The 24,732-nt window shown below is 43.2% G+C and carries 5 protein-coding genes; all 5 read right to left on the bottom strand.

Translation table 11 applies throughout. The features are described from left to right. Window positions 1–16 precede the first annotated feature (16 nt). The gene (locus tag ACW689_RS15795) at window positions 17–988 is read right to left on the bottom strand and encodes a TauD/TfdA family dioxygenase (RefSeq protein ID WP_476292909.1); all 972 of its coding nucleotides are present in this window, start codon (window positions 986–988) and stop codon (window positions 17–19) included. Continuing rightward, window positions 972–12,623 carry an amino acid adenylation domain-containing protein gene (locus tag ACW689_RS15790; protein ID WP_476292908.1) on the bottom strand — a complete coding sequence of 3,884 codons (11,652 nt, stop codon included), beginning with the start codon at window positions 12,621–12,623 and terminating at the stop codon, window positions 972–974. The genes ACW689_RS15795 and ACW689_RS15790 overlap by 17 nt, the downstream gene beginning before the upstream one ends. Next, window positions 12,623–16,111, bottom strand: coding sequence for a non-ribosomal peptide synthetase (locus ACW689_RS15785; protein ID WP_476292986.1), 3,489 nt, complete (start codon window positions 16,109–16,111; stop codon window positions 12,623–12,625). Before ACW689_RS15785 ends, ACW689_RS15790 begins: the two co-directional genes overlap by 1 nt. Beyond that, window positions 16,111–22,758 (bottom strand): amino acid adenylation domain-containing protein, encoded by a 6,648-nt coding sequence (locus ACW689_RS15780; protein ID WP_476292907.1) that lies wholly within the window; start codon window positions 22,756–22,758, stop codon window positions 16,111–16,113. The genes ACW689_RS15785 and ACW689_RS15780 overlap by 1 nt, the downstream gene beginning before the upstream one ends. Beyond that, on the bottom strand, window positions 22,755–24,732 hold a 1,978-nt coding region (locus tag ACW689_RS15775; RefSeq protein ID WP_476292906.1), incomplete at its 5' end, for a non-ribosomal peptide synthetase. The genes ACW689_RS15780 and ACW689_RS15775, both read right to left, overlap by 4 nt.

Genomic DNA, 24,732 nt, shown 5'->3' with positions numbered 1-24,732 from the left:
TTTCTCTCTCAATTGCTTATACAAGCGTATATCCGCGCGCCATACCGGTTAAAACTCGACGCTCACCTTCGAAAGGTTCGCGGCCATGGCTAAATAACATGTTGTCCAACAACATCACATCACCCTTTTGCCAATCAAATTTAATCTTGCACTTTTGATAAATTGAGAGCAGCGTTTGAATCACGTCGCTCTCAATCTCACTGCCATCACCATAAAAGGTATTTCGCGGTAAATTGTCTTTGCCCACAGAATTCACCAATGCATCGTGCAATTCATCGCCTAATGTAGAAGAGTGAAATAAATGAGCTTGATTGAACCACAACTCTTCATGTGTATCGGGGTGAGTATGAATAGCTGGTAAGTGTTGCTGCGTTCTTAATGCCCCATCGGCTTGCCATTGAAACTGGATGTTGTTTGCCTCACAGTATGCTTCCACCACCTTGGGGTCGTCTGTGCCGTATACTTCTGTCCAAGGCAGATCAATTTGAGAAAAGTTACGCACATAGAGAATGCCTTTTTCCCTAAACTTTGCTTTTATTTCTTCAGGCACTCGTTTAAAAACTTCTCGGCTGTCTGCAATAGGCGTTTGTCCACCAGCCACAGAAGGCAACATACAGTAAAACCCTATTCTCAGTGGCCAGCTATTGGTATAGGCCTGCTCGTTATGCTGCACTATCAGCTGATTGGCATGGTACTCTGTCGCTGTATACACATTGCCTTTTAGCTCAGTGCGTGGTGTCGACCTATGTTCATAATTCAATAACTCAGAGCCGAACACGGTACTCATAAATTTGCCAAACTGCTTACTGCTAGTAATGTTCAGTCCACGCAACAACAATGCGCCATGTGTACTTAGCCAAGACTCAATGTTGTCACGGTTTTGCTCTGCCCAGTCAATTAGTTTAGTTCCTTGATGGTCGACATTAAGTAGCAATTTGCAACCACCTATCGACTCAATCTCCTTATCCATTTCAGTTAGCTGGCTCATTCGATATTTCCTTATTTAATTGTTGTTTTATTTCATTTACCAGTGGTAACACGTGGGGGTTACTCATGATCGAAAAGTGACTACCTTCAAATACCTGCGTCAAAATACGGCCCTGACAATAGCGATCCCAATTCAATTGTTCAGAGAGCCTATTGTCATCTCGCTCTTTTAGCGGCGATGACACTTTGTATAAGTGCAGATCAAGCTCAGAATGTCGATGTTGATGCGCTTCCATCAACTGCCGTTTAGAGATGAAGTACTTCAGGTATGGACGAATAATTTGTCCGCTTCCGCCGTCTAAATTGATGTCACTATCAAGCAAAGCAGCTTCTAAAATATCCAAGCCATGCTCTTGCCCAACGTTATCAAGCTCACTCCAATCAAAATCAAAATCAAGGTTGATGTAGTGCTCAATCGCGGTCTTTATTGGCCGGTACCACGCCCAATCCGATGAGGAAGTTAACGAGTCAAATGGAGCAGCATCAATTAAACCAAGATATGTGACATGCTCACCTTGTGCCTGAAGTTGCACTGCAATTTCATACGCTAATCCAGCACCTTGTGAATAACCAAGCAAGCGATATGGTCCCTTAGGCTGAACACCTTTGATCAACTTGATGTAATAACAGGCCATTTCGTCAACCGAAGACATCTCAATATCTTCGTATACTTGAGGAGGCTGTAAACCGTAACAGGGGCTGGTATCTTCAAGCCCAACGGCCAAACTCAAGTACACCATTGCATTACCCGAACCTGGCGGTAGGCAAAATAATGGTTTCGCTTGTTCAGTCGCACTGTTTAGTTTAACGATGCATTGCCCACGATATTCATCAGATGATGTAGTCGCCTTTGACTGACTCAGCAGGTCGGCGTGTTTAGCTACTGTACAATGTGTAAACAATGTTCGCATGTCAAAATCAACCGCGAACTTTTCTCTGAACATAGCAACCAAGCGCATCAGCAACATAGAATGTCCACCAAGTTCAAAGAAATTGTCGTCAATACTGATTTCATTCGCAGGTATGTTTAGTAGCTCAGACCAAATCGCTATGATCTCAGTCTGCACTTCTGTTTGCGCTGCGACGTATTCCCTTACATTGGCTGAGATTTCGCTCGCAAGGGCTTTTCGATCTATTTTACCACTGCTAGTCAGCGGCCATTGCTCAACTTTAATCGTCTGAGCAGGCCACATGTACCCAGGTAAATGCATTGCTAGCTGCGCTTTAATTTGAGCATCTAAATCATCATGGGCTGAGTTACTAAGTACAAAAGCAACCAATTGTGGATCACCAGCGGCAGTGTTGTGGACTAGGACCTGAGCACCTTCAACCAAGTCACATTGTGCGAGTTGGGCTTCTATTTCACTCAGTTCAATTCGGTAACCACGAATTTTAACCTGATGATCAACTCGCCCCATAAAGGCCAAAGAACCACTTTCAAGTACTCTCACTAAATCGCCTGTGCGATATAAGCGTACCTTGTCACCAGATGGCAGTGTATGTAACTTAAACCTTTCTGCGTTGAGCTCATTTCGATTGACATAGCCTCTCGCTAGACTTGGCCCTGAAATGAATAACTCTCCCACGCCGCCAACAGGCGTTAAACAATCGTGCGGCCCAACTACGTAGTGCCCATAATTTTCCAACGGGCCTTTCAGGGTAATTTCACCACAACGAAGTTCTTCATCTGTTACTTCTGCAACTAAAGACCAAATGGTCGCTTCCGTTGGACCATAACAATTAATCAACCTAAGTGTCTTAGTCTGTAGTGCACGAGCTAAATTGAGTGGTAGCGCTTCTCCCCCACACAGAGCAATCAGCTCGGCTTTGCCTTGCCAATTTGCATCCATCATAACTTGCCACATACCAGGTGTTGCCTGCATATATTCAATATCATGAGATTCAAGCAAACCGATAACTCGCTGCGGCTCCAATAAATCATTTGAAGAAGCCAATATCACTTTACCCCCACTAATCAGCGGCCCAAAGAGCTCTAAGCCAGCGATATCAAACGTCAGTGCCGTCACAGCCAACATAGATGAGATAGCATTTTCAGTATTACCAACTGTTGCCAACATCCCCCGCAAAAAGTTACAAATCGCCTGATGTTCCACCATAACCCCTTTGGGTACTCCGGTAGAGCCAGAAGTAAACAGAATATAGGCTAAATGGTCGTTCGCAATGTCATGCTCCAAGCAAGGAGAACCTGTACTGAAATGCTGTATCTCACAGAGTGTGTCGGTATCATCTAAGCAAATAGCGCGCGTACCTTTTGTACATGGTGGTATCGACTTTTGCCCATCAGTTAATATCAGTACAATATTGGTCTCTTCCAATATGTGCGCCAATCGAGCCTGAGGAATGCCTGGATCCAGCGGCACATAACAACCACCGGCTTTGAGTACCGCAAGCAAAGCAACCACCATGTCGACTGAACGTTCGAGCCACACCCCTACAGGCATTTGAGCAGTTATTCCTTGACTGATTAGGTAATTAGCTAGTTGGTTTGCTCGACTATTAAGCATTTCATAGCTGACTTGCTCATTACCAAAAATCAAAGCAGTATCCTGCGGTGTTTTATGAGACTGCGCCTCAAATAAAGTATGCAGCGTAGCGTATGTATTAGATGAACCTTGGCAATCACACAATAGACTCTGTGCTTGGTCGATAACCGGCGTTAGGTCACTCAATAAATTCAATTGCGGCTGCATTGCAAGCTGAGTCAACAAGCTTTCGAAGTAAGCTTTAAGACCTTCTATATAATCAAGCTCAAATAAGGCGCTATCGTAGCACCAAGATATGTTTAATCCCTGTTCATGTTGCTGCACACTAATGGTCAAGTCATACTTAGCCGTATAGTCATGAGTATCAAGCAGCTCAGCTTTCAAATGTGGTAAATCAAGCTGCGCTTGCTCATTGTCATTAAAAGAGAACATGATTTGAAATAATGGGTTATGTGACGTTGAGCGCGTGACTTTTAATAGTTCAACCAAGAACTCAAATGGCATATCTTGGTGAGCGAGCGCTTGTGTATTCACTTGCTTCACGTGTTGTAGGTAGTCAGATAAATTCTGATATCGCGTATCGACTCGCAGCACCAACATATTCAAAAATAGACCAATGATTTGCGCTGTTTTTTCATTCCCCCGATTCGCGACAGGTGTTCCTATTACAATATCATGGCTATTACTAAAACGACTCAATGTCAGCGAGAGTAACGCATGCAACAATGTAAAGCGCGTCATACCATACTGCATTGCGAGGTTATCTAAACTATCCATAACCTGTGCAGGTAAATCGCTTGTGACCATTCCTCCATGATAGCCCTTGTTTGCAGGTCTCGGCATACACGTTGTTAGTCCGTGCAATACAGGTGCACCTTCAAGATGTTTGCTCCAGTAGTCTGTTAGGGAAGCTAAGTAATCGCCTTGCAGCATATTGCGTTGCCACACTGCATAGTCATGGTACGTCACCGAAGGTACTTCTATGGCACATGTTTGCCCAGCAAACAGCGCGCTATATTCATCAACAAACTCTTTAATGAAGATGCCCATAGACCAGCCATCAAAAGCGATATGATGCACGTTCAGAACCAGCATACCAGAGGGTTGTTCAGTGGTACCCGTGTGGATGAAAAGCGCTCGAATTGAAAGTTCATTTTTCAGATCAAATACACGTTGAGAGTCTTGGTTGATAAGATATGACGTGCGAGCAGCCTGCTCAGCGTCATTGAGCGCACTTAGGTCATACTCTTGTATTGCAAATTGCAAATCACTATTTATAAACTGATAGCTATGTTCACCTTCTTGGCGATAATTGGTTTTTAAGATGGGGTGACGTTCAATGATATTGGCAACAACTTGTTCGGCAATGCTCAAATTAAACTCACCATCGAGCTTAAGCACTTTTTGCATGTTGTACTCAGCACTACCTTGCTGCATTTGATCGATAAACCACAGCCGTTGCTGGGCAAACGACAACAAGCAAGGTTCGTCACTTTGCACAGTAGGCACAAGCTCAGTATCAACATCTTCGGTAGCTGGAGAAACTGTGTGACGCGCCTCAACAAACTCAATTTGAGAAGACAAAGTTAAGTGAGAAAACAAATCCCTTACTTCAAAAGTTACCCCAAATTGACGATCAATTGCGTGCATTAATTTGAGCGATAGTAACGAATTACCTCCCAACTTGAAAAAGTCATCACCAGCTTCAACTTGCTCAACAGACAATGTGTCGCACCAAATTGCCATCATCCGTGTTGCGATATCACTATTTTGTGTATTCGTTGCAGCTTCAACTTGCGGTTCCCACCCCTCACGCGGCTGCGGCAACGCATTAACATCAATCTTACCATTGGCATTAACAGGCAAGACCTCCAACAACATTATCGTTGAAGGCAGCATGTACTGCGGTAAAACTTGTGACAACGCAGCTTGCAATTGCTTTTCCTGTGCACTCTCATCTGCGACTACATAGGCCAGTATATTCGTCTCTTTAATAAGCACGTGTGCTTGTGACACATTAGGCAATGCCGTTAACGCTCGTGTAATCTCGTCAAGCTCGATTCGATAACCTCTTAATTTAACTTGAGAGTCAACACGTCCAACAAACTCAATACACCCTTTTTCGCTAAAACGGCACATATCCCCTGTTTTAAACATTCTGAGCCCCGGTACATGGGGATCTGCCATAAAGCTCTGAGCTGTCGCCTCAAAATCATTCATATATCCAGCGGCTATTCCATGACCACTTAAATACAGCTCACCTGTCACTCCATGTGGTACAGGTCTTTGGTATTTATCTAATATATATGCATTACAGCCTGCCATAGGTTGCCCAATAGAGTATGGATAACCCGCATCTAGCTGCCCATAAGTTGCGTTTACCGTGGCTTCTGTTGGACCATAGGCATTAACTGCGCGTGTACCATACGATTGACAGTACTTTATCATCTGGTTGACTAAACCACGTTCAACCTTGTCACCACTGACAATTAAGCTGACACCACAATTTTGTTTTTCTAGCTCAGACAGCACATAGCCCATCAAGATAGGCTGAGCATTAAAGACTTCAATGTCATTGTTTCCTAAAATCTCAACCAATTGGGAAGGAGATCTCATCTCTTCTTCAGTCGGGACCACCAGTGTACGACCTGCACAAAGCGCTACAATTCCTTTCACTGAAGCATCAAAAGCATGGGAGGCATTCCATAACCAAGCACTTTGCTCATTGACACCGAGTTCACTGAGCTGATTTTCAAAACCTCGAGCAAAATAAGACATATTTCCATATGTATTTAAAACCCCCTTCGGCTTCCCAGTCGAACCAGATGTAAAAATTATATAGGCTAGTTGCTGTGCGTCGTGCGCACCCACTCGCAGTACTTCGTCACCACTGTACTGATGCAATGTATAATCTACTTGCGAGTCATCCAAGCCAACGCAGTTAACCACCTCTGACAACTGGTATTGATTAATCAAGTTGTTCGTCGAGAGTACACAGCAAATATCAGCCAATGTGATCATAGCTTGGATACGAGCAGTAGGGTTTGACACATCCATTGGCACATAAGTTATGCCAGCTTTAAGGGCTGCTAGAATGGCGATGACAGACTCAACTGATTTTTCTAGCAAGATGCCTATTTTAGGCTCATTCTGTTCTGCAACTTGTTCACATAAATACGAGGCAAGACGGTTACTTGTGTAATTTAACTCACCAAAAGTGAGCGTTGTGTTACCAAAACGCACGGCTACTGAGTCAGGTCGACATTGCGCTTGCTTTTCAAAATTTTGATGTAAAAGGATAAGGTTTGACTGTTCTTCACAAGGTTCCGTATTGCCAAGCACTAACTTAGCAACCTCTGTATCACTGTACATGTTCAGCTCACAGAGTTTTGCTTCTGGCTTTTTAACAATTTCAGCCAGCAAATTACTCAAATGTGTGCTGATGGATTCGATGGTATTTCGTTTAAAAATAGATTTGTCGAACCCAAATGTAATACTGAGATGATCTTCAATCTCAGTCGCAATGATATGAAGGTCAAACTTTACAAACGAAGTTGTGCCACTTACTGCAGACACATTCACTCCAGGTAGCGCCAGCGTGGTTTTCTCATTTGTTCCCATGTTGAAAATAATTTGGAAAGCAGGCGATACCGAGGTATCTCTCGGTAGATTCAACCTCTCAACCAAATTATCAAAAGGCACATCTTGGTTATCTTGCGCATCAATGCTGACTTGCCTCACATGACGAAGCAGCTCTACAAAGTATTCGTGATCTGTGTTTGCACGCAGTACCAATGTATTAATGAAAAAGCCAATGAGAGGTTCAAGCTCTATTTGACGACGATTGGCCATAGGAGTGCCGATAACAATATCATCTGAGTTGCTATGTCTCGACAAGACCAAACTGATCGCCGCATGCAGTAACATAAATAAAGTTACATCATGCCGTGCAGCCAACTCCTTTAATTTACCTAGTTGAGATGGTTCTAGCTTAACATTAAACCATTCACCTTCATGGGCCTTGACCTCTGGCCTTGGGTAGTCAAGTCGAAGTCCATGTTCGTGCGGTAATCCCGCTAATTGGCGGTCCCAGTATGCCAACTGCTCTTGTAAAACATCTCCTTGCAACCAATTACGCTGCCAATATGCATAATCCGAATACTGCACCTCAAGCGCAAGAAGAGGATCGGGCTGACCATCTATCACAGACTGATATTGTGTAATAAACTCTTTAGTCAGCAAGTTCATTGACCAGCCATCTGAGGCGATATGATGAATATTAAACATCAATACACCTCGCTCATCGCTAAGCTGAGCGTAAGACACACGTAACATTAGGTCTGATTTTAGATCAAATTCGCGCTGAGTTTCTTCGTCGATAAGCGCTGTGATCTGTTTATTTTGTTCGTCTTCTGTTAGCTTTGTGAGGTCTGAAACAGTAATTAAAACATCTGTTGGATCTTGGACAACCTGAACGGGTACACCGCTGTCTGTCACATAGTTTGTTCGCAAAATCTCATGACGGGAAACAATACGCGTAAGCGCCGATTCGCAAGCTTTAAGGTCAAATCGACCTTCTACATTCAGCGCTATCAAATTATTGTACTGAGTTTTATTGTCTACCATCTGGTCAATAATCCACAGTCGCTGCTGCGCAAAAGACAAAGGAATGATGTCTTTATTTTCCCGTGCGACAATTGGCATAATCTGGATTTTTCGATTTGCATCCATTCTTTCAAAACCAAATGACTCAGCAAGTTCCCACGTATAATCGCTTAGAAAATCGCGAGACACTCTAGACTTCCATGCATCTCTAACCAGAGAGTCTATCTTTGCGTGGGTGTGAAATTTCACATCTCCCAGCATTCTAGAGTCATCGCCGACACCGTCCGTCATACGTTTATTGTCTGAGTCATACGGGTTTAATAGTGCAGGGTCGTATTTAACACCCAGGAATTCACATAACTTACGTCCTTCAACTTCTGGCTGGGATAACAAATCTTCAAAATACAAACGATGTTGACGCGATTGAGGGATTTCAGATAAAAACTCTAAGATATTAGTATGAGAGTTTGCCCAGACCATTTCACCTAATTGACGCTGAGTGTAATCATGCTTATCGATGTACAAAACTTGGTCCATTTGCGCTTTTTCAAACGACGAGATCATACCGTGCGGATGTCGAACCAAATGGATGAATAGAGCATCGTCAAAGTTTAACTCTGCTTGACGTAAAATATCAGGATGGTATGAGTAATATGGCGTTTTATCCAATACCACGGCCGGACTAACAGCATCTTGAAGTAACCCATAGAAGTCCTTTACAGACATACCTGACGCTTCATATTCAGCAATAAGCTGCTCTGCGGTATCCGCATCAATGTGCTTAGCTTCCATCAGGGCCCTCACTGTTCCCTCTAAGCGAAACTTATAACGACCAGAGAAGGCTTCCTTACGTTCTTCTAAAGAGTTGAAGTGCAATAACTCAAGCTCTGGAGGCGCAAACAATTGGGGGTGGCCGGCAAGCATGACGCGTAATAAAGTAGAACCAGAGCGTGGCGGTGATAGGATAAAAATCGCCTTTGGGTTTTTAGCGTTATGTGCTTCTTGCAGAGCAGGTACTTTGGGTATCAGAGCTTTAAACTGCGCGAGTTCATTGTCATCAATCTCAAGCTTTTGTAACACCTCTTCAACGGCAAATTCATCGGCGCTAAGCAATCCAGTTTTAATCAATGCCTCTGTGTAACTTGTGGTTAAGAATTGACAAAATTCAGCGAGACTCGGGTGATCAAATATCACGGCTAGATGAATAATTTCGCCTATGTGTTGCTGAACCTTATTGATTGCTCTAATTGCAAGTAATGAGTGTCCGCCTAAGTCGAAAAAGTTATCATGTACTGCAACCGTGTCGACATTTAGAATGTCTTGCCATATGTTGGCTACAAATAGCTCTAATTGACTCGTTGGCAATACATGGTTATTAACATTTTTAGGGGCAGCTGAAATAGCAGGTAAAGCCTTTCTATTAATCTTGCCATTTGCATTTAAAGGCAGTGATGTTAATAACTCGAAGTGTGAGGGGATCATATAATCCGGCAATAAATCCGTTAAATACAGCTTCAGTTTGCCTGCTAAATCATCCGTTTGCTCTTTAACACTCTCTTCAAGTACAACATAGGCCACCAACTGTTCTAGTTGCGCTTTATTATCTTGCACAGCCACAACCGCAGATTGAATAGCTGGGTAAGAGGAAATTACCTGAGCAATTTCACCTAGTTCAACCCTAAAGCCGCGCAATTTGACTTGCTCATCTCGTCTGCCTGAAAATACAAGTTGTCCATGAGGGTTGAGGTACACTCTGTCACCACTTGCGTACAAACGCGATGCAAAATCACAGCTAAACGGGTTCTCAATAAATTTTTCTTCAGTCAGGGCAGGCAGATTGATATAACCCCTAGCAACACCCAAACCTCCAATAAATAACTCACCTGGCGCTCCCCATGGCACAAGCTGCATATTTTCATCAAGCACATATAACGCTGTGTTATCCATCGGCTGACCAATTGGCGTAGCAGATTGAAGCATTGTCAAGTTTTGCGAAACATTAAAAATAGCGCAACCGACAACCGTTTCTGATGGTCCATAATGATTATAAATGACGCTGTTAGGGAAACGCGCTTGTAGCTTTTTAGCTAGCTCTGGAGCAAATGCCTCCCCCCCAATTACAAAGCAATGCGCTTGTTCGTATAACGGTTCAGTTAATAACTCAAGCACAGCCTGTACATGCATAGGCGTCATTCTTAATAGTGACGCTTCGGTGCACTCATCATTCATGGCATTAGCCAAATGCTGTAAGGCTGGTTGAACACCACAAAGATTGACGGTTCCACCTTGCAACAAAGGCACAAATAAAGATGGAATAGAAATGTCAAACGCATACTGTGTGACTAACACCGAACCACTCAGCTTTTGGTAGTATGCGTTTTGTGCATATTGACAATAATCGAGCAGCCCCAAGTGCGTGATTTCTACCCCTTTAGGTTTACCTGTAGAGCCGGACGTATAAATGATGTAAGCCAAGTCATGCATATCAACACTGGAACACACCTCAAGATCATCATATTCACAAAGCCATTGAGGGTCACTCAAAGCCTTATCAACCATCACAACTTCAACCCCTTTCAGAGGGACTTCGTGCACTAAATCAGAATTGGTAATGACGAAATTAATACCGGCATCATCGACAATCTTTTCAATTCGCTCTTTGCCTTGACCACTCAGCAGTGGTACATAAGTGACACCACTTGCAAGCACACCAAGCAAGGAAACAATCAACTCACAGTTTGCAGGTAACAAGATGCCAACCCTATCGGTCGGCACTGTTTCACTTTTCAAAAAGCCAGCGAGTCGCAAAGATAAAGTTGCCAGTTGAGAAAAAGTAAGAGAATGTTTAGGACATACCGCTGCAATATTGTCTTTATGTGTAAAAGCACCTTCAATAATTAGCTCCTGCAGCGTTTTAGTATTTCGAGCCACTGCAGGTCCATGATTCATATTAAGTAGCTCTCTTTGCTGCGCTGCAGGTAAGCGACAAATCTCAGCCTTTGAAGTGACATCTGCACATGTAGCGGCATCAGCCATATTAGCTAATACGGAGAACAAATAGTCGCGTATTTTTTCCACTTTAAACTTACTAAATATTGAGCTGTCATAGACGAAATCAAAAGTAAGCGCCTGCTCACCATGAGCACAGTGTACTCTTAAATCGGATTTGGCATGGCCAAGTGCAGACTCTATTGGCGCAAATGTAAGCCCTGAAATATGTAGAGTTTGTTTCTCAGTTGTGTTCATGGCAAATGCAACTTGGGACAATGGGTTGCCAATTTCGCTTCCTGATAACCCCAACTTTTCAATCACGCGCTCAAATGGTACATCTTGATTAGATTGCGCTTGTAAATTCACTTCTCGAACATGTAAAAGGTAACTTTTCAAATCATTAAAATCGGTGTTCACACGCAATGCTAACGTATTAACAAAACAACCAATCATAGGTGAAAGAACTTGGTTTCTGCGGTTCGCAACTGCCGTGCTGACCACCACATCATCATCACCACTGTATTTTGCCAAGACGATACTCAAAGCCGCATGCACTAACATGTACATGGTTAAGTTGTTGCTTTGAGCAAGCGCTTCAAGGCTATTTGTAAGCTCAGCAGGAACTGAACCTCTGACCACCTCTGCTACCTTGTCAGCTGAACCCGAACGAGGGGAATCCAACGCAATAGAATGCGTAGCCGGCGCGCCCTCAAGCTGTTTCAGCCAATAGTTTTCTTGTTCCTTGAGCTTTGCCCCTTCCAACCAATCGTTTTGCCACCTTGCGTAATCGGAGTATTGAATCGAAAGCGGTGACAGCTGTACTTCTTGTTGCTCATGTATGGCACTGTAAAGCGAGAGAAATTCTTTAACAAAAACACCCATAGACCAGGCATCAGACGCGATATGATGCATATTAAAAAGGATGATCCCAGCACCTTCACCCAAGCGCATGTAGCCCGCTTTAAGCATGAGATCTCGCGATAAGTCGAACACCTGACTGTTAAAGCTTTCAATTGCTTCTGTAATATATTGGTCACGATGACTTTCATCAGCGCTTTTTAGCTGTAATACGTCAAGCCTAAAGTCAACATTATCTCTAACAACTTGCTTGAGCTCGTCACCACTCTCTTGGTAGACAGTTCGGATGATTTCATGTCGTTCTATGATTACATTTATGGCTTTTTGCACCGCATCCAGATCCAGTTCACCTTTCACTTCTAATGCGTAATGCATGTTATATTCTGGGCTACCGCCACGCATTCGATCAGCAAGCCACAAGCGTCGCTGCGAAAAAGATAAAGCTTCTTCGAACGCACCTGCTTTGTCTATTTGAACCGATTCAATATCATCACCAGTTTCTATCGTGGTTAATGTGTTAGTCAAAAACGAAATTATAGAATCTTTATTATTCCCGATAAGCTTCTTCAGCTCATCAGTCAGTGCACCACTTTGGGCCTTAAACTTTAGCTTGTTAGATTCAACGTATAGATGAACGCCATGCTCAGATGCAATTGTTATTATCGTTTTAGCATCCATTAAAATTCTCCTTCTTCAATACTCTCTAACCGCGCAAGCGCAGATTCGTTTTCAGCTTGCTGTCGTTTTAACTGACAAAGCTCTATATGACTTGCCAAAGTCTTTAATTCGGGGTGTTCAAATACTTGTTGAATATTGAATTTGACATCTCCAAGCGCAAATTCACTTTTGATCGCACTTGCAAGATTGACGGCCAGTAATGAGTGACCACCCAGCTCAAAGAAACTATCTTCTTGACTGATCTCGCTGACCTCTATACCTAATAACTGTGACCATATCTGAACCAAAGCTAGCTCCACTTGGGAGACTGGGGCGATATATTCTCTATGGTTGAATTTGACTCGATTTAACAATGAGCTTCGATCAACTTTACCGCTACTCGTCAGTGGCCATTCAGACAAGGGGATTAACTGACTGGGTAACATGTAGGCTGGCAGAACGTGTGCAAGCCGTTCTTTGATAGCATCGAGTACATTTTGTTTCTCCCCGCCATCCAGTTGTATAAATGCAATGAGGTGGTTGCCTCTAGCGTTATCACTGTGAGCTAATAGCAGTGCTTTTCTTACCGGTTGTATTTGCTCTAGTTGACTTTCAATGTCAGCTAATTCAATTCGATAACCGCGAATTTTCACCTGATGATCGGCACGACCAATAAATGAATAGGAGCCATTCGCCATCACTCGAACTAGATCTCCCGTGCGATATAGTTTTTCTACTCGCTTACTCGCTACTGTATGATTTGCAAACCGCTCTCGACTTAGCTCATCTCTGTTGAGGTAGCCACGAGCAAGACTCTCTCCTCCAATGTACAGCTCGCCCACCCCACCTACGGGCGTAAGGCTATGATGAGGCCCGAATACATAATGTTGGTAATTCCCAAGCGATCCATCGAGAAAGATCTCTCCGGCATCCAAACTCGCAGCATCTATTTCATTGACCATTGACCAGATTGTGGCTTCTGTCGGCCCATAGCAATTTAATAAGCGAGCGCATTTATCGAATAGTTGCTTTGCTAAGCTTAAGGGTAACGCTTCACCACCAGACAACACGGTAAGATCACGCTTACCACGCCAATTCGCATCAACCAGAAGCTGCCAAACCGCTGGCGTTGCTTGCATACACTGAATATCATATTGACTAAGCAACGATGTCATGCGCTCTGGGTCAAGTACATCGTTTTGGCTGGCTAATACCACTGTACCGCCACTCAGTAATGGTCCAAATAGTTCCAGACCCGCGATATCAAATGTCAACGCCGTCACTGCAAGCCACGTTTTACCTATACCTACTTCTGTGTTTAGCTTTTCAAGCATCGCGTGCAAGAAATTGACAATTGCTTTGTGCTCTATCAACACGCCTTTAGGCACACCGGTAGAACCCGAGGTGAATAGCATGTATGCTAAGTTATTCATATTCACCAGCATACCTTGCGCAGGTTCAGCATTTGATTGACGTGCCAATTCACTCAAGGTCTCTTCGTCATCTAACAAAACTGCACACACGGTGTCCGATAAAGCGCATGATTGGTATTTGGCGCTATCCGTCGTAAGTAAATATTGGATCTGAGCTTCTTGAAGAACCTGCTCACAACGAGCTAGCGGCGCATTTGTATCCAAAGGCACATAACAACCACCGGCTTTAAGTACCGCAAGAACTGCAATGACCATTTCGCAAGAGCGTTCACACCATACACCTACAGCCATCTGAGGTTTTAACCCTTGTGCGACCAGATACTGCGCCAACTGATTCGCACGTAAGTTCAATTGTCGATAGCTTAATGTCTGCCCTTCAAAGCACAGCGCCGTTTGCTCAGGCGTGAGCTTAGCCTGCTTGGTAAACAGGGCCGCGAGGTTTTCCGTATTCCGATAATTTTGCTGTGTTTGGCTATGAGCCAGTAGTAAGACCTGTTCCTCACGTTCGTCAAGCATCGATATTTCTTCAAGACGTGAATCACCCGCTTGAGCAAGTCCATTTAACACATTACAAAGGTGTCGGTTCAATTGGTCTACAACATGCGTATCAAACAATTCTTGATTAAATAACCAGCTCAACTCAGTGCCTTGCTCAGAGAATGCAGCGTGTATTTCGAGATCAAACTTTACTTGCTGGACACCACTATCAAGCGCACTGATTGTCAGTTCATCTAAGTTCAAGTGTTTGTGTTGAGTGTCGCTTGGGTGTCCAAAATCAGTGTTTGTTGACAGCAAAATTTGAAAAACAGGGGAAAAATCAGCAACTGGTAACGCTAACGCTTCAATTATCTTTTCAAAGGGCACGTCTTGATACTTTTGAGCATTCAAATGAACATCTCGTAAATGCGAAAAGTAGCTATTTAAATCGGCGTGATCTGTATTCACTCGCAGCGCTAGTGTATTAACGAAAAAGCCTATCAATGGCTCAAGCTGTGCTTGTGCTCTATTGGTTGCATAGGTACCGATCACAGTATCCGTTGTATTACTGTGGCGTGATAAAACAATGGCCAACGCACCATGAATAAGCATGAACGGAGTCAATTGATAGCGTCTAGCAACATCTCTAAGCTTATCGCTTAACACCTTATCGAGTGTGCCGGACAAAATTTTTCCAACATTAGAACTGACGTTTTGTCTTGATTGCTTAAGCTTTAATCCATGCTGCTCGGGGGCATCGGCTAAATTCGCTTGCCAATAAGCGAGTTGTTCTTGCAACCTATTGCCTTCCAACCACTGGCGCTGCCAATGGGCATAATCGACATACTGAATAGACAACTCGGGTAAATCTGCACCAACACCTGTTAATTGGGCTCGATAAAGCAAAATAAATTCCCGAAATAAAATCTCCATAGACCATCCATCGCACGCAATATGATGGATGTTGAAAAACAATACTGATTGCTCACAATTGCTATCCAGCTTGAATAAGGTGACTCGCACCATCAAATCACAGGATAAGTCAAAAGGCCTACTCGCTTCTTGCTTGAGCAACTCACATATGTTTTGTTCAGGGTCAAACCCATCTAGGTTGGTATTTTCGATGATGTTAATTTTGAAGTCAGACACATCTAGACATTGCTGTACAATGCCTGATTCGGTTTCTTTATATACCGATTGAAGCACCTTATGTCGCGCAAGCAGCTGTAATATAGCGCGCTGCGCGGCTTCTATATCAAATTTGCCTGCCAAACGGTAGGCTCGGGGCATGTTGTACTCAGGGCTACCGCCTTGAAGTTGATCAATCAACCACAAACGTTGCTGACCAAAAGAAAGGACACCATTAGAAGCTTCACTTCGAGATAACTTCGCGATTTTTTCATCTACAGGCGCAATTACGCTGTCTGAGTGAGCGCATGCTTCCAAGTACGCAATAATTTCGGCTTTATGCTCTTTTAGCAACATCACAATTTCAGCAGACATGGCCTGTTTTGCCGCTTTTACTTTTAACTCACCGTTTTTCACGGTGAGTGAAATATTATTTTTAAGCGCAATATCAATAACCTCAGTAAAGTGCATCACAATGAAAACTCCTCTACTTCAGATTCGTCCAGTTGCTCAACGAATTGATTCGCTGAGTTAAGGTTTGTCTGACGAGTTAACATGTCGCCCAACTCTACAATAGTGGGATATTGATAAACGGCTTTTAACTCTAAGGTCAGCCCAAGCTGCTGCTTGACTTTAAACACCATGCGCGTTGCTAGCAATGAATTGCCTCGAATTTCGAAAAAGTCTGAACTTGTACTGATTTGTGAAGCAGGGGAGCCCAATAAATCAGACCATATAGCAACTAATTCACGCTCTACATCATTTTTCGGTGCCGTGTAGTCATCACATTGAAGTGATAGTTCCGGTGCTGGCAGCGCTTTATGATCGACTTTGCCATTTGCGGTAAGAGGCCAAGAATGAATAACGACAATGACGTCAGGGACCATATAAGATGGTAACGCTTGTTTCAATTCAGCTTTGAGTAAGGTGCGTATAGTTGTTTCATCATGCTGTGTACTCTGAGGCACAACATAGGCAACTAAGTACTTTTGTTTTTGCTCAGTCACATGCACCTTAACCAAACAAGTGTTCACAGAATCACTGGCGTTTAACTTTTGTTCTATTTCACCTAGTTCGATTCTGAAGCCATTGATTTTGATCTGAGCATCAATTCTGCCGATAAATTCGATGTTACCATCGGGCATGTAGCGGCCAAGATCACCCGTTCTATAAAGTCTTTGTTGTAAACCTGGGTGATATACAAAACGCGCTTCGGTTTTTTCACAATCGCCAAAATAACAACGCGCAACCCCCTCTCCAGCAATACACAGCTCTCCAGTTACCCCTGGTGGAACTAATGCCATATGTTCATTAACGATATAAAATCTTTGATTAGCCAGTGGTTTACCATAAGGTACAGATTTCAGCTCACTGGTATCGACCGTTATTGGGTGGTAAATAGACCAAATGGAACCTTCAGTCGCGCCACCTAAACTATACAGATCAGCTACAGGAAACGCTTGGTTTAACTTCTTAGGTAAGGCTGGGTCTATCCAATCTCCACTCATTAGAATATTACGGATCGGCGAACTACATGGTCGCCCAAGAAAATCAAGTTGCTCGGTCAACAAGCTTGCTGACGCTGGTACAGTGTCCCAAAAAGTAACTTGATATTGCTCAACCATTTCCAACCAATGAGCTGGATCAGATGCCTTATCATCATGCGGAAAAACGATACTTCCACCCGCCGCCAGTAAACCAAATAAATCATAAACAGATAAATCAAAGCTCAGCGCCGATACGGCGAGCACTTTGTCATGTTCTTTAACTTTAAACTTATCGTTGATATCTAATATTGTATTTACAGCAGAGCGGTGTTCAATCGCGACCCCTTTTGGCTCACCTGTAGAGCCGGAAGTAAAAATGACATACGCTAGATCACTTGGCTTAGCTTTGTTTTCAAAATGACTCAGTGCGTGACTGATGTTTAGCGCAGGCTTTTTCAGCTCAGATATAGACAACGCTTGCAGGTTTGAAATCTGATGCTGTTGGTCAGCGACAAAAACAAATCTACACCCGGCTTTTTGTGCAATTTTTTCACATCGACTATCAGGCCACTTCAACTCTACAGGTAAATAAGCGGCGCCAGACATCATAATTCCTAATGTCGCGATTACCTGATCTCGACCTTTAGCTAATCGAACAGCGACAAGCTCTTCTTTTTGAATGCCTAGCTGTTCAAGTAACTGACAAACCGCATAAGCCTCGGTGAATAACTCGATATAGCTCATGCTACCATTGAGGTCATACAGAGCAATTGCATCCGGTTTGGCTTTTACCTGCTCTATGAAGGGTTCGTACAAACATTGCTCGTAAGGCAGATCAACATCCGTGTCATTCACATCATTCAATAAATATTGCGTTTCTTGTGCACTGAGCATAGGCATAGCTCGCAGATCACTAATATGCGATTGTTCAAGCGTATCCGCAAACCAGTTCAATACACTGAGCATATGCGTGTTGAGCTGCTCAATATGCGATGAGGTGAATAGACTGGTATCGAAAACCCATTCCAACTTGCCACCTTGTTCATCGAAATGTGCATGAACCTGAATGTCGAACTTTACTGTTTGCGCGCTAGCATGAAGCGGCTTGAGCGTGACATCAGGTAAACCCAACTCATTATCTGGGGTATTAGCAAGTGCATAGTCAGTTTGTGTAGTTAACATGATTTGGAACAAAGGGGTGTGTGAGGCGCTTCGTGGAACCTGAAGGTATTCCACCAATTGCTCAAATGGTACATCCTGATGGTCTTGAGCACCTAGGTTCACTTCACGCACATGAGCAAGGTAAGCGTCTAAGTGTTCATGAGAGGTATTGACCCTAAGTACCAAAGTATTAACAAAAAAACCTATCATAGGCTCTAACGCTGGCTGCAAACGATTCGCAACCGGCGTACCAATCACAATATCAGATGTATTGCTATGTCGGGCCAACACCAATGCCAATGCGGCATGCATTAACATAAACGGAGTTAAGTTGTAAGTGGCTAATAATTGTTGTAATTGCGCAGAGACTTGCGCTGATAAACAGCTCTCTACTTTTGCACCATAGTGTTGTTTTTGTTCCGGTCTTGGTTTATCAAGCTGTAAACTATGTACAGGCGGCACATTGTCGAGTGCTTTATGCCAATATTCCAATTGCGCCTGTAATACATCTCCGCTTAACCATTTACGTTGCCATACCGCATAATCAGCATATTGCAGTGTTAACGGTTCGATCTCTATCGGCTTATTATCGACAATTTGCCTATATAGTTGCACAAACTCTCTCACCAACACATTTAAAGACCAACCATCAGATGAAATATGGTGCATATTGAATAATAATGCCCCGTGTTCATGGGAAAGAGATACGAAGCTCGCCCGAACCATAAGGTCTTTCTTTAAGTCAAATACGTACGCTGCTTCTGAGTTCATTTGCATCAATAGGGATTGCCGCTGGGTAGCGCCTTGTAAATGGCTCAAATCATGAACGGAAATAACGAAAGGTACGGGGGCACACACATGTTGAATTGCGCCATCCTCATCATTTTTATATACCGTACGCAGAATTTCATGCCTTGCAACAATTACACTTAAAGCCTCTTGAGCAGCCTCTAAACTAAAAGTACCGTGCACTTCAAACGCAATGGGTATGTTGTACTGAGCACTGCCTTCATTTAGCTGATCAATAAACCACAGCCTTTGCTGCGCGAAAGATAGGGGCTCGTCAACTTTAGGTGCCTGACGCGGCAGAATTTCCGGTCTTAGGTTTGTTAAGTTACTAGCGTTGATCAACTCGGCCAATTGGCCTAATTTAGGCGCATCAAATACATTTTTTACCGTAATTTCTACATCAAAGTTTTGACGCAATAAGCCAACAAGACGAATCGCTAATAATGAGTTGCCACCCAGTTCAAAGAAACTACTCGCTAGGCCTATTTTTTCTATGTCGATATTTAATAGATTGGCCCAAAGTTGCGCTAACCGCTTTTCCATTTCCGATACAGGTAGCTCGACTTTTTTATCTTGTTGCGTATTGCCCATGTTTGGTAGTGCACTTTTGTCAATTTTACCGTTTTCATTTAACGGCCACTGAGATAAAACACAGAAGTGACTTGGCACCATATAATCAGGCAAAACCTGACTTAAAGTTGTACGCAGTTTTTCATTAAGGTCCTGATACGCTCGGTCTGAACTTACATCACTATCAGTCTGATAAAAGGCGACTAACTCCCGCTCGTGGGCCGCCGTTAACTGCGCCACCACAAGACAGCTTGTCACTTCTTTAACCTGAGACAAATGATATTGAATTTCACTCGGCTCAATTCGGTAGCCGCGTATCTTGACTTGTTCATCCATACGTCCACGGAATTCAAGTTCACCTTTGCTATTCCAGCATGTACGATCACCAGTTTTATACATACGACCCTCACCAAACGGATTAGGTAAGAAGCACTGCGCTGTTAGCTCGGCATTATTTAAGTAGCCTTTCGCTATGCCTGCGCCGGCAATGTATAGCTCACCTTCAATACCGATTGGCACTGGCCGCAATTGCGCATCCAACACATACAAGCACTGATCATGCATCGGTAAGCCTATTGGGATTTCTTCACGAAGTTGGTGAATATGTTCGCTCACATCAAACATACAACAACCCACAACCGTTTCTGTTGGGCCATAGTGGTTATAAATTTTGCTTTTTTCGAATGAGTTTTGCAGTTTGCGTGCTAGGTCAACAGAAAAGCTATCGCCTCCAATGACAAAAACATGCGGTGTCGCGGTCTTAAATGAGTTACCCAAAAGTGCTAGTAAGCCTTCCGCATGCTTAGGCGTCATGCGCAACAAATTTGGTTCGCTTTGCTTAAGGTGCTCGGCTAAGCCTTCAAGGCTTATCTCATGTGTTGAAAATGTCACACAATCACCGCTCATTAAAGGTACAAACAATGAGGGAATACCAATATCAAAGGCATGAGAGGTAACAAAATAAGAACCAACAAGATATGCTTGGTAGTATGTGTCTATTGCGTATAAACAATAGTTTAAGAGCCCACTTTGGCTAATTTCCACGCCTTTAGGTTGACCAGTCGAACCTGACGTATAGATCACATATGCTGAGTCATCTCCAGCAAGCGAATCTTCCGGGTTTTCGTCAGCATACTCTTCTAACCATTCAGCTTGTGTCCAGCCATCCAACGTTGCAATATCAAAGCCTCCAGCTGGAAAGTCTCCCACCAAAGACTCGATTGTTAATACTTGGTCAACATCAGCATCATCTAAAATGTGAACTGTTCTGTTTGAGCTATTGGCAGGATCTAAAGGTATGTAACAAGCGCCTGCTTTCATAACTCCAAGCAATGCCACCATCAATAATGGACTCGGGGGCAAGTACACAGCAACTCTGACTCCTTGCTCTATATCTTGCTCTAGTAACATGTCTGCAAGACGGTTAGCTTTTTGATTGAGCTGTTGATAAGGAATGCGCTCATTCCCCATTGCCAATGCCGTTTTTTGCGGATGCTTTGCAACTTGTTCCTCAAATAACCTTACTAGAGAGTGTGTTTGTTCAGTACTCACCTCCCCACACCCCATCTCTATTAGGGCTTGAGACTCCACAGAGTCAGTCAAAGTCAATGAGGCTAGCGTCGCGCTTGAGTCTGTTAAAATTCCATCCAATAGATTGAGATAGTGCTGCGCCATTCTCTCTATCGTCGCTTCACTAAACAATTCGGTTTTAAAGTGCCAGCAAAGTGTCAATTCTTCTGCATGTTCTGTTACGGATAAATCAAGGTCAAAGCGAACGGTACTGTTGTCATGCTCAATTTCGCTAATGCTTAACCCAGGCATAAGTGTTTCGGCTTCCTGTGCTTGAGTTAGCATAAACTTGATTTGGCATAAGGGATTAAAGGCGGACGTTCTGCGCGGTTTTAGTTCATCAACAATTAATTCAAACGGCACATTTTGATTTGAAAAAACAGACAAAATATTGTCTTTTGCCTCAGCCAACAATGCATCAAAACTGACTTGCGGGTCGATCTTAGTTCTGATGGCTAATGTATTAACAAAAAAGCCAATGAGCGAATCTAGCTCACTTCTATTTCGACCTGCGACGGGCACACCCATAACAACATCTAACTCATCACTATGACGGCTTACTAAGAAAGCAAACACAGTTTGCAGCAATGTAAACATCGACACATTACGTGCCTGAGCAAAACTCTTTAACGCTTGATATTTGCTTTTGCCCACCTTTTGGATTAAGCGCGTTGCAGAAAAGTTTTGCTTTTTCGGTCTAGGGAAATCAAGCGGTAAATTATGTAGTTCTGGCATATCCAATAAATATTGACGCCAAAAATCTAACGATTCGCTCAGCTCAGAGCCGTTGAAATAAGCCTGTTGCCATAACGCATAATCACCGTATTGAACCGGTAGTGATGGCAAACTATGTGCTTTTTGCTGAGCATAAGCACCATAGATCTCGATAAACTCAGAAGAAATAATGCCTAAAGACCAACCATCGGACACAATATGGTGCATATTTACTATTAAAATAGACTGCTCATCACCATGCTCGACAAATTGAACGCGAATAGGCAAATCAGTGTCTAATTTAAAGCTATATTCAGATTCTTTTCTAATTAACTCTTTAACTTTAAGCTCGTATTCAGCCTGTTCTAAGCTGCTAAAATCGTGCTTTATGAGATTAAATTCCCAGTCTTTTAGAGGGGTTTGCTCAGCGCCGTGCTCTGAACTTTTCAATATTGTTCTTAAGATCTCATGACGAGTAATAATCTCTTTGAATGAGCGATCGACTAGTTCCGCTTTACAGCATCCGTCTATTCTAAATGCGCCAAGCACGTTGTAATGTTCCGTGCTGTGCTCAATTTGGTCTATGATCCACAGCCGCTGTTGAGAGTAGGACAATGGGATCACAGTATCATGGTCACTTCTAGGCAGGATCCTTTTTGCTTGCTGAGACTTTAACCACTCAATTAACTCTGCTTTTTTAGCTTTTAATTGTCCAATTACCTCATCGGTCAATGCTCCAGGCTCCGCATTAACTTTTAAGTCATTCCCAGCCAGCGAAAAGCTTATGGAACGTTCAATACACCAATCAATAAACTGCTCCATTTTCATATTATTATTTCCTCTATTTGTGATTCTTTCTTGACCGATACAGCTCTTAACTTGTCTTCGGCAATCGTTTTTTCAACTTCTTGATCGATGAGACAAGCCAATGCAGACAGCGACGGCACACTGAATAAAACTTTGATTTCTAGCTCAACCGAGAACTTGTCTAGAATTTGCGAGAGTAGTTTGATAACCAACAATGAATGTCCGCCAGCTTCAAAGAAGCTAACGCCTGTACTAATTTTATCCGCATCAATTTTCAACAACACAGAACATATCTCTATCAATGTCTTTTCGGTGTCTGTTACCGGTTCAATGTAGTCACTTTGCGTTGAGTAATTGCTTGCTTGCATTAACGCTTTTTTGTTGAGTTTGCCATTAGCCGTAAACGGCCATTCATTTACAACAACAAAATTAGCTGGGATCATATAAGACGGTAATTGCGCAGCTATCATGGTTTTTACCTGCGACAAAAAACCGACCTGTTGCTCTTCGTCCAAGGATACGTTCGGTTTTAGGTATGCAATGAGCTGCTGAGTAACCCCAACTTCCCTAGCCATTACAACAGACGACTCTACCTGTTCGAATGCCGAGATCTGTGACTCAATCTCACCTAGCTCAATTCTAAAACCTCGTATCTTCACTTGATCATCAACACGACCCACGAACTGGAAATTACCATCAGGTAAATAACGTACTAAGTCACCAGTTCTATACAACCGCGCTGCGCTATTGAGACCATTTTTGTCATAAAATGGATTGTCAATAAAACGCTCGGCTGTCAGTTCTGGTCGGTTCAAATATCCGCGGGCGAGGCCATCTCCACCAATGTAAAGCTCACCGATACAGCCAAATGGCATAAGACGCTGCTTTTTGTCGAGTATGTAGGTAACAACATTGTGTAAGTTAGTACCTATGTGAATGTGTCCACTTTGCTGCAAACCAACAGTAGTACAAACAGATGCTTCAGATGGCCCATAAGCATTAAATAATGGATAACTTTTGCCCCAACTATCGAGAACAGCACTCGGACATTGCTCCCCTGCAACAAGCAACGCTTTCAAGGACAAATCATCTGTGAACTGACAGTTATTGAGCAATGCAGGAGGCAAGGTGGCATGGGTTATTTTTTGTTCACCCAAATAGTTAATCAACTCATCGCTATTTCCACGGATAGTTTGGTTGGCAATAACTAATGTGCTGCCACTGCTAAATGCCATTAACCACTCTGAAGTTGCCGCATCAAAGCTAATTGAAGCGAAATGCAATACCCTGCTGTTCTGTCGTATGTCATATCTAGCTATCTGGTTAAAGGACAGGTTGGTCGCGCCTTGATGCTGTAATAGCACACCTTTTGGTTTACCTGTCGAACCGGATGTGTAAATCACATACGCTAAATTTTCAGAGGTCAATTGCACAGATGATTTCGCTATATTTTGTGTGCTAAAACCACACAGAGCGCTCTCATCTCTCAGATCAACGAGTTGACCAGTAAACGCTTTCAACACCGAGTGAGTTTGCGCGTGACTGACTATCGTTGTTAGCGCAGCATCTTCAATCATAAAGTTGAGTCTGTTTTGCGGATAGCTTGGATCTAGGGGCACGTAAGCACCTCCAGCTTTAAGGATCCCCAAAATGCCAACCATCATGTCAATTGAGCGCTCAACACATAACCCCACTAAGGTGTCAGGTTTTATATCGTGTATGTCTATCAAGTAATGCGCTAGCGCATTTGCTTTTTCATTGAGCTGTGAATAAGTAAGCTGCTTATCTTCAAAAACAACCGCCACATTATCGGGGTTTAGAGCAGCCTGATGCTCAAAAAGCTCATGAATACAGGTATCTTTTGCATACTCCTTGTGCGTGTTATTAAACTCAGTCACTAGTTGGAACTGCTCATCTTCACAGAGCATAGGGAGTGTATTCAATGACGTCCCTTCTCCCTGCGCCAAGGCGCTTAATACCCGCATAAAATGCGCA

It is taken from the genome of Pseudoalteromonas sp. ABE4_541 (assembly GCF_056312285.1).
The sequence above is the reverse complement of the archived record's forward strand: the minus strand, read 5'-3'. Positions and strand labels throughout refer to the sequence as shown.